Origin of the sequence: Mesorhizobium sp. B263B2A, from assembly GCF_020165775.1 — a bacterium.
In the GTDB taxonomy this organism is placed as follows: Bacteria; Pseudomonadota; Alphaproteobacteria; order Rhizobiales; family Rhizobiaceae; genus Mesorhizobium; species Mesorhizobium opportunistum.
In genome coordinates this window covers 1-1,369 of the sequence record NZ_JAIUIU010000064.1, presented here as the reverse complement: position 1 = coordinate 1,369, position 1,369 = coordinate 1, and the positions used below count along the sequence as shown (strand labels likewise).

At 56.7% G+C, this 1,369-nt stretch carries 2 protein-coding genes; both read left to right on the top strand.

Annotated features, from left to right (window positions below; all coding sequences use genetic code 11):
• On the top strand, positions 1–882 hold an 882-nt coding region (locus LB568_RS33395; RefSeq protein ID WP_176479556.1), incomplete at its 5' end, for a hypothetical protein.
• A gap of 245 nt (positions 883–1,127) precedes the next feature.
• A partial coding sequence (locus tag LB568_RS33390) for a hypothetical protein (protein ID WP_224656019.1) occupies positions 1,128–1,369 on the top strand: 242 nt, incomplete at its 3' end.

Genomic DNA, 1,369 nt, shown 5'->3' with positions numbered 1-1,369 from the left:
TGTGTCGAAGCCCTCAAAGGCTCCGAACATCGTTCCTCACGACCACGCGCGAAAGGTGCCACCAGAACAGCGCTTACAGTTATCGGGATAGTCGACAACGTTGGAACACCTTGGGTTCACACCCTCCAGGTGGCGGCGCGAATAGGCCCCGAGCTGTCCGGCATTGCTTTGCAAAACTTCTGTGAGGTCGCTCTCGATCTACAAAAACAAAACCCTGTAGATCGACCTCTTCGCTACGCGCTGTCGTTGATACAGGGTTCTGAAATCAAGGTGCCCGACGCGTTATACCTGCAAAGTTTCCTGATGCGAGCCCTGATGGTCGATCCGAGAAACATCGACCTAGTGTCAGCGCTTCTGATCAACATGCGCCATGAGGGGCGGACGATACACGAAAGTCTCATCACCAAGCGCTTGACGTCGATTATAAAAGGCGGCTTGGAGCGCGGCGAGCACTATGAAGTTGCATGGGCGATCTTCCTCATGAAGGGCTTGGCACTGCCGCTGCAGTTGGGCGCCCAAGCTGCTCTTCTTGCGAAGATCGAATGTCCAGCGATCTGCTTGCTCATTCTCGACATGGCATCTCGCGGACTTGCTCCGGAGGCTCCAATCCGGGATTGGGAGCGCCGGGTGAAGGCCGTATCAGCCGACGGTCCCGACTGGTTGCTCGCCTACGAAGGAGTTCGGCATGGTTGGCTGGCAGACATCACTGGCGCTATCAGAGCCGATCCGATGTTGAAGCCCTTCTTTGACCGAAATATCGTCTTTTACGACGATAAGCGGAACGTGCCGACAACCAAGAAAGCGGTGAGAACGCGGCGCGCAAGATCGAAGAGGCTGACAACAGCAATGCTCTGGCGGATCATTACGTCCAAGTACATATAGATCCGACCACCCCGCCAGGGAAACCCAAAGACTGCATCAGGTCGATGCTGGGCTCACATTTTTCCGTCAGAAATTTGGCGCTCCGCATCAGAGTGGTGCGCCGAGTCATCTGGAGGGATGAGCGGTGAACCCGCTGCCTCGTGACCTCATGCAAAGGGAACTGTCGACTCAGCGCATACGGCGCTATGATACGTTGGGTCAGCTCAAAGACTTGCCGGAACCAAACAACCGTTAGCGTGAAGACGATGGACAAATTCAAGAGCTTATCCGACATCGCCACGGGCCAAAGTGATGGGCCGCTCGATCGACTGAGTCGCGGGCTAGAGCTGTCGACCCTCTCAACGGCCATCAGCAACCTTCCGGAATCGACCCTGTCGAAGGCGATCAGCGGGCTGGAGGTGTCGCCGTTCTCGCCGACCATTGCCGAGCTTCAGGCAAAGGGATCGGCCCTATCGCAGACCTTCGCCGAGCTGCAGGCAAGGGGATC